Origin of the sequence: Staphylococcus schweitzeri (assembly GCF_002902405.1) — a bacterium.
In the GTDB taxonomy this organism is placed as follows: domain Bacteria; phylum Bacillota; class Bacilli; order Staphylococcales; family Staphylococcaceae; genus Staphylococcus; species Staphylococcus schweitzeri.
Genome location: NZ_PPQS01000051.1, coordinates 96,887 through 105,304, shown reverse-complemented (window position 1 = coordinate 105,304; position 8,418 = coordinate 96,887). Strand labels below are relative to the sequence as shown.

8 protein-coding genes are annotated in these 8,418 nt (G+C 32.8%); all 8 read right to left on the bottom strand.

Annotated features, from left to right (window positions below; genetic code table 11):
- Nucleotides 1-63: hypothetical protein (locus CD116_RS14040; protein ID WP_240625143.1), on the bottom strand; the 63-nt coding region annotated here is incomplete at its 3' end.
- Complete coding sequence (gene smc, locus CD116_RS12960) at nt 60-3,629, bottom strand: chromosome segregation protein SMC (RefSeq protein WP_047549532.1); 3,570 nt, start codon at nt 3,627-3,629, stop codon at nt 60-62. The genes CD116_RS14040 and smc, both read right to left, overlap by 4 nt.
- A gap of 130 nt (nt 3,630-3,759) precedes the next feature.
- The gene (gene rnc, locus CD116_RS12955; RefSeq protein WP_047425119.1) at nt 3,760-4,491 is read right to left on the bottom strand and encodes a ribonuclease III; all 732 of its coding nucleotides are present in this window, start codon (nt 4,489-4,491) and stop codon (nt 3,760-3,762) included.
- A gap of 115 nt (nt 4,492-4,606) precedes the next feature.
- Nucleotides 4,607-4,840 carry an acyl carrier protein gene (locus CD116_RS12950; RefSeq protein WP_000426914.1) on the bottom strand — a complete coding sequence of 78 codons (234 nt, stop codon included), beginning with the start codon at nt 4,838-4,840 and terminating at the stop codon, nt 4,607-4,609.
- A gap of 367 nt (nt 4,841-5,207) precedes the next feature.
- On the bottom strand, nt 5,208-5,942 hold the full coding sequence (gene fabG / locus CD116_RS12940; RefSeq protein ID WP_000167269.1) for a 3-oxoacyl-[acyl-carrier-protein] reductase: 735 nt from the start codon (nt 5,940-5,942) through the stop codon (nt 5,208-5,210).
- Nucleotides 5,935-6,861, bottom strand: a complete 927-nt coding sequence (gene fabD, locus CD116_RS12935; RefSeq protein WP_047549535.1) for an ACP S-malonyltransferase — start codon at nt 6,859-6,861, stop codon at nt 5,935-5,937. The genes fabG and fabD overlap by 8 nt, the downstream gene beginning before the upstream one ends.
- Complete coding sequence (gene plsX / locus CD116_RS12930) at nt 6,854-7,840, bottom strand: phosphate acyltransferase PlsX (protein WP_047549539.1); 987 nt, start codon at nt 7,838-7,840, stop codon at nt 6,854-6,856. Before plsX ends, fabD begins: the two co-directional genes overlap by 8 nt.
- Nucleotides 7,841-7,844: 4 nt before the next feature.
- Complete coding sequence (gene fapR / locus CD116_RS12925; RefSeq protein WP_078101704.1) at nt 7,845-8,417, bottom strand: transcription factor FapR; 573 nt, start codon at nt 8,415-8,417, stop codon at nt 7,845-7,847.
- Between the last annotated feature and the right edge of the window lies 1 nt (nt 8,418).

Below are 8,418 nucleotides of genomic sequence, written 5' to 3'. Positions count from 1 at the left end.
TTTTATTTCTTCATTCTCTTTATTTGTAGCAAACTTATCTTTTAAGCGTTTAAAAAAGCTCATGATTGCTCCTCCTTCAACACATCATCTATTGTATTTAAATTCACACTAACAAGTTTAGTTACACCTGATTCTTGCATTGTTACACCATATAATCTATCAGCAAATTCCATCGTCCCTTTACGGTGTGTAATAACTATGAATTGTGTTTCATCTGACAATTCATTTAAGTATGTCGCATATCTGATAACGTTAGCTTCATCCAATGCAGCTTCAACTTCATCTAATATGACAAAAGGTGCAGATCTAACTTTTAAAATAGCAAATAAAAGGGCTATTGCTGTTAATGCACGTTCACCGCCACTTAATAATGACAAATGCTGTAATTTTTTACCTGGTGGCTGAACTACAATATCAATACCCGCAGTTAAATAATCAGATTCTGTCAATTGTAATTCTGCTTGGCCACCACCAAACAATTGTTTAAAAACAGTAGTAAAATGTCCTTGAATCGCATGGAATGTTTCTTTAAAACGTTCCGTAACTTCTTGATCCATTTCATTAATGATTTGTTCTAATGTTTCTTTCGCTTTACGAAGGTCTGTACGTTGTTCGCTTAAAAATGTATAGCGTTCATTCAATTCTTCAAATTGTTCAATCGCATTCAAATTCACAGGTCCTAGCTCTTCAATAGACATCTTCATTAATTTTACTTTTTTACGCAAAGCATCAATCGACTCTTCGCTTACATATTCAACTCTAGCACGTTCTACTGTTAATTGATATTCATCATTTAGATGATCCATTGCATGGTTAGTCAAGACATCTAGTTTTGATTGCTCAGCTTTAATATCTTGATAGTGATTCTCTATCGATAAAATATCTTGATGACATTCTTGCAACATTGCTTCTTGAGTGTCAATTTGTTCATTCAAGTCAATACGCTGCTGTTTTAATTTGTCTAATTCATCAGATAAACGTGTTCTTGTTTCTTGTTGACCATTAATTTGATCTTTAATATTTTGAAAAGCTTGTTCTCCCATTACTTCGTCAGAATTGAAGAATGCAATTTTTTCTTTAACTTCTTTTAGTTGATGCTTTGTTTGTTGATGTTGATTATTTAATCGTTCAATTGTTTGTTGTTGTGCTTTAATTCGCTCTTTCACAACAGCTAAATCAGATTGTTTTTGATGTAGCGATTGTTGTGTTTTTGATACACTTTCTTTACCTTCCTTAGAAAGTTTAGTATAGCGTTCAATTTCATCCTCTAAACGTTTTAATGATACTTTAATATTTTCTAATTGCGCTTCTTTTTCACTTAAAGTTTGACGACTCTTGTCACTGGTATAACCATCATTTTTTTCAAATTCAAACTCTTCATGATCATTCTTTATCTGTGTCTCTTGAGTTGTTAATCGATCAAGTTCCATTTCTAAATGATGAACTTGCTCTTTTAAAACATTATGTTTTTGACTTCTTTCAAAATATTGTTCACTTAGTTGGTCGCTTTTGGCTTTTAAATCTTTAAATTGTTGTTCAAATGACTCAGTTTGACGTAAATAATCTTCTAATTGATTTCTCATAGTAGTCAGCTCATCTTTTTGAGTCAAGATACTCTTAGATTTTCGAGCTCCACCACCTGTCATAGAACCACCTGGATTTACAATGTCACCTTCAAGTGTGACGATACGCGTTCGATACTTAATTGCACGAGCTAATTCATTTGCATGCTTTAAGTGATCAACAATAATTGTATTTCCTAATAAATTTTCGATTATACTTTGATATTCGGGAGCAACATTCACAGCTTCCGAAGCAATACTAATAAATCCATCAGCATTACTCGCAATTGATTTAATTTCCGTTGCAATCACTCTACTTTGTATTACATTTAATGGTAAAAATGTTGCACGGCCTAAGTTACGTTCTTTTAAAAATTGAATAGCACTACGTCCATCTTTTTCCGTATCGACAATAATATGTTGCAAAGATGCACCTAACGCCGTTTCTATTGCTTGTGTCAATTTTGAGGGAACATCAATAATTTCAGCAACTGCACCATGAATACCTTTCAAATCTTTATGTTTAGCTTTTAAAATATGTTTAACACCATTAAAGAAATAAGTATACTCCTCTTCTTGTGCAGCTAAACTATCAATTCGCATTTTCATTTTTTCAGTATATCGATACGCCTGATATAATTTTTCTTCATATTCATTTTGCGATTTTTTAGTATCAGTTAATGATTTCTCTATGTCTTTAATTTCTTTATCAACGTTAGCTAATTCTTTGCTAACTTTCTGATATTCCTTTTTCGTTATTTCAATTTGTCCCTGAATTTCTTTCAATTGTTCAAAAACTTCAACTAGTCGAGAATCAAGTCTTGATTTTTTAGCTTCATTTTCTTCAATTGTATGTTTTAAAAAGCGAATATCATTGTTAACATCAGATTGTTCAGACATTAAAGTGTAGTATTCGTTTTTAATTTCTTCTAATTTTTCATCATGAGCTTCATCAGAAATATATAACTGTTTTTCTAACTGACGAATAATGCCATTTAGTTCTTTTTGTTTCTCTTTTAAAGTTTCGAAAACGCTTTTGGCCTCTGTCTGTTCATTTATTATATTTTCCAAAAGCTCATTTAAATTTTCTTGTTCTTCTTCATAACGAGCATTTGTTTCAGATTGATTCTTCTTTCTCTCTTCCAAAACTTTTAACTGACCAGTGTATTTTTCAAAAGCTTCAGTTGCTTTTACTAATTGATAGTTCATTGACTCTACATCGTTATCAATTTGCTGGCGTTCACTTTTATATTGTTGGATTTTTTGACCTAAACTTTTTTTATCTGCTTCTTTTGCAGCTTGTTGACCTTTTAAATCATTTAAGCGTTGATCTAATTGTTGATTATCATTGGTATATTGATCGATATCATGCACTGTTACAACAATATCACTATGCTTCATTTGTTGTGAAAGTGTCTTATATTCTTTTGCAACTGCTGCCTCTTCTTTAAGTGGTTCTACACGACCTTCTAAATCGTATAAAATATCTTCAACCCTTGTTAAATTATCCTCAGTTTGATCTAATTTATTTAATGATTCAGCTTTACGCTTTTTGTATTTAAGCACTCCAGCTGACTCTTCAATAATTTGACGTCTATCAATTGGTTTCGCATTAAGTATCTCATCGACCCTACCTTGCGATATAATACTGTATGCTTCTTTCCCCAATCCAGAATCTAAAAATAAATCGGCAATATCTTTTAACCTTGCACGATCATTATTTAAGTAGTACTCACTTTCGCCGCTACGATATAATCTTCTAGTGACTACAACTTCTTTTTCATCAACGCTGAGCTTTTTAGAATGATTATCTAGTCTTAATTGTACTTCAGCATAATTTTGGGCCTTACGGTGTTCTGCTCCTGAAAAAATAATATCTTCCATTTTAGAACCACGTAACGATTTTGCTGATTGTTCACCTAATACCCATTTAATGGCATCTGTAATATTACTTTTACCACTTCCATTTGGACCAACTATTGCAGTAACACCTTTATCAAATTGTACATTCGTTTGATCTGCAAAAGATTTAAATCCAATGGCGTCTATTGATTTTAAATAAACCATCCTTAACTCCTTATCACTATTTTATAGAACACCTATAATTTTTAATTCACTTATGTAAAATTTATAGCACAGTTGTTCAATAAAATATAAAAAATTCTTTTATAAACCCTTTTTTATTTCTAGCCACTCATCATTTAATTTGTTTTAATTGTTTATATGCACTTTCAGCAGCACGTTGTTCTGATTCTTTTTTTGTTTTCCCTTTACCTTCAGCTATTGCTTGTCCTTGCAAGATAACTTCAGATGTGAATAATCGATGGTGTGCAGGACCTTCTTCTTTAATCAGGTTATATGTTACATCACCTTTATTTTGTTGATGAACATATTCTTGAAATTGTGTTTTAAAATCAACAACACCTAATAGTTCATTTTGTTCTACATGCGGGAAAATCACTTTCTCAGCAAAGCGCCAAACCACTTCTAGTCCTTGATCTAAGTACATGGCACCTATAAATGCTTCAAATGCATCAGAAATTAATGATGGTCGTGTACGTCCACCAGTTTTTTCTTCACCTTTCCCAAGTAAAATCATTTCGTTTAATCCAATTTTATTCGCAAATATTACAAGTGAGGGCTCACATACAATAGTGGCACGCATTTTTGTTAAATTCCCTTCTGGTAAATTAGGGTGTTTATCAAATAAATATCGTGAAACCGTCAATTCTAATACCGCATCACCCAAAAATTCTAAACGTTCGTTGTGATCTAAGCGATTCATATTAAAATCATTAATAAAACTTGAATGTGAAAATGCTTGTTGGTATAAATCAATATTATGATAAGTAAAGCCTAATTCTGTCATTTTAGTATCAAAACGTTTTCTAAAACGATTAACTATCTCACTTTTCTTTTGTTTAGACATTTCATTATCTCCTTTATGTATTGCTCTCGAATCATCTTTAATTTTACGTTAAAACTATTGATAATTAAAGAAAAAAACTGAGTCGACAATACTGACGACCCAGATGTAAGATTTATTATTTTTCAAGACTGTTAATAAATTTAACAGCATCACCAACAGTGTTGATTTTTTCAGCTTCTTCATCAGGAATTTCAGTACCAAACTCGTCTTCTAATTCCATTACTAATTCAGCGATATCAAGTGAGTCAGCGCCTAAATCATCTTTGAAAGATGCATCTTCAGTTACTTTATCAGCGTCTACACCTAAACGGTCAACGATGATATCTTTTACTTTATCGAAATTTTCCACGTCGATTCACCTCCTTTAAAAATGCCTATACATAGACTATTATATTTTCCCATTTTAAATTCTAAAAAACAAGTAGAAATTTAGAAACACTTATCAATTTATTGATTAGTGTTTCTTATGCATGAGCTTTAGCTCAGGTGTTCCTCTAAATCCACTTATCAATTTATTGATTAGTGTTTCTTATGCATGAGCTTTAGCTCAAGTGTTCCTCAACCCAGTTATCTTTTTCAATGATTACTGTTTCTTAGGGAGAAATTCTGGAAACTTACCTATGTTACTTAGATTCCCCACGCAAAGTTGACTAGGTCAGGCAATTCTCATTGGATGGCCAGTCAGCTACTGCATCAATGGCTATAGCTCAAATACATTACATGTACATACCGCCATTTACATGAATAGTTTGTCCAGTAATATATTTCGCTTTATCTGATGCTAAGAACGCAACTGTATTTGCAATATCAGTATCTTGCCCGAAACGAGCTAATGGAATTTGTGTAAGCATTTGTTCTTTTAACTCATCGCTTAATGCATCTGTCATATCAGAAACAATAAATCCAGGTGCTACAGCATTTACTGTAATACCACGTGACGCTAATTCGCGCGCTGCAGATTTTGTTAATCCAATTACCCCCGCTTTAGTAGCAACATAATTGGCTTGTCCAGGATTACCTACAGCACCAACAACACTTGATAAGTTAATAATTGCACCACTACGTTGTCTTAACATTTGAGGTGTTGCTTTTTGGATACAATTAAATACACCTTTTAAGTTCGTGTCAATAACGTCATCCCACTCTTGTTCTTTCATACGCATCAATAAATTATCACGCGTAATACCAGCATTATTTACTAATACATCTAAAGATCCAAATTGACTCACCACTTCTTTAATCATTGCTTTCACTTCATCAGCATCAGCAACATTTGCTTGAATTGCAAAACTATCTACACCTTTAGCTTTAATTTCTTCGACCACTGCTTCAGCTTTCTCTTTGCTGCCTGCGTAGTTTACTGCTACATTATATCCTTCTTCTGCTAATTGTAACGCAATACTACGTCCAATCCCTCTTGATGCTCCTGTTACTAAAGCACTTTTAGTCATTTTCATTCCATCCTTTCACATCTTCTAAAGTTTGAATAGATGTTACCTTAACATCTCTATTTATTTTTTTAATTAAGCCAGATAAAACTTTACCAGGACCTATCTCAATAAAATGATCAACACCTTGATTGATTAACCACTCAGTCGATTTAATAAATTGTACTGGTGAATATAATTGTTTTACCATATTCAATTTAATTACTTCTTTATCCGTCTCACCTTGAGCGTTTACATTTTGAACTACAGGAAACTTTGCATCGTTCCATTCAAATTGATTAATATAATTTAAAAAGTCATCTTCAATAACTTTCATTAACGAAGAATGGAACGGCCCTGAAACTGCAAGAGGCATCACTCGTTTTGCGCCTAAAGATTTACCTTTTTCAACAAGTTCGTCAATTAATTCTTTGTGTCCTGAAACAACAATTTGTCCTGGACAATTTATATTCGCTGGTTCGATGACCTTATCTTCTGTTGATAACGACCTACATATATTATCTACTTCATTATAATCTAAGCCCAACACAGCAGCCATGCTACCAACACCAGTTGGAAATGCTTGTGCCATTAATTGACCGCGTTTTCTAACAATTTTAACTGCATCTTCAAATGATAATACATTAGTTGCAACTAAGCTTGAATACTCACCTAAACTATGTCCCATAGTATAATCTGGATTCAAATTTTTAAGTGCAGCTAATAAGGCTGAACTATGTGTCAATAAAGCTGGTTGCGTATTTTCAGTTTCACCCAACTTACCTTTTTCATCAGTAAACATTGTCTCTAATATATCAAAGTCCAAGGTATTCGCGGCTGAATTTAAAATTTCAGTTGCTTGTGCATTGATGTTATATAAATCTTGTGCCATACCAACTTTTTGGGCACCTTGTCCCGGAAATATAATTGCTGTTTTACTCATTTGATTCACCTACAGTTTCTTTCATTGTTCGAACTATATTTTGTTCGCCTGCGATTTTCGCTTGTCTAATTGCAGAATAAAATGCTTTTGCATTTGAGCTACCATGTGCTTTTACCACAGTACCTTCTAATCCCAATAATACTGAACCACCGTATTCTGAGTAATCCATTTTTTTCGCGAATTCTGCTAAATCTTTCTTCAATATCGCACCTGCTAATTTATTTTTAGTACTACTCATAATCGTATCCTTTAACATTTTACCGATTGATTTTGCAGTACCTTCTAAATTTTTAAGTACCATGTTTCCTGTATAACCATCTGTAACTACAACATCAGTATCGCCATCCATTAATGTTTTCGCTTCAATATTTCCAACAAAATTTAATGTGTCTTCTTGATCTAATAGCGAATAAGATTTCTTCGTTAAACTATTACCTTTTGCTGGTTCAGTCCCTATATTTAATAAAGAAATTTTCGGATTATTAATACCTCTAATTTTTTGAGCATAAATATCCCCTAGTTGTGCATACTGTAATAAGTGTTCAGGTTTAGCATCAGCGTTTGCACCAACATCTAAAAAGACAAAACCTTTACCATCTATCGTTGGCAATGTTACTACTAAAGCCGGTCTAGCTACACCTTTAATACGCCCAACAATGAATAAACCAGCTGACATTAAAGCACCAGTATTACCTGCTGAAACACATCCATCTGCCTCACCAGATTTCACAGCTTCAGCCATTTTTACCATTGAGCTATCTTTCTTACGTTTAATCGCTCTAACAGGCTCATCTTCCATTTCAATCTTTTCAGAGCAATGTCTAAATTCGATTCGTTCATGGTTCAAATTATACTTTTTTTCGTCACCAAACAGTATAATTTCTAGATCTTTAAAGTCTTTAACAGCCTTTTGTACTGCTTCTAATACGATATCAGGCGCGTTGTCGCCACCCATCATATCAATTGCTAATTTAACCATATTTTTATCCTCGCTTATCATAAAACATTTTAAAATTTCCTTTGAAAACTAATTTATGTTTAACATATGACTTTACTTCGACGTAATAATGTTTCGTTGTTTGATTTACAACTTGTGCTTCCGCTCTTACCGTGTCATTTAATTTAACTTTTTCAATAAATTGAATAGTGCTTTCATGTGTCAAAACAGTTGGTTGCTTTATAAGTGCAACACATAATGAATTGGCTTGGGCGAATAATACATGTCCACGCGCAATTCCAGATTTATGAAAAACAGAATCCGTTGTAATATCTAATATCGATTGCGCTTTGTCGTTTGGATTGACTTGAATCAAATCACCAATAAATTCTTGTTCTTCAATTGAACTTATTTGATCATAATTTTTTTCAGCAACTAATTTAATGCGTTTCCTTAATTCTGGGATGTTTAAAAAAGTACGATCTAAACGAATAGTTTGAATACTAACATTAAATAAATCGCTTAGTTCATGGTCTGTGATGAAGGGATTGCTATCAATTTGCTGCCTGATTGCTTCTCTACGTTTGTCTTTCTTTAGTTTCAACGTCTCACCCCTCATT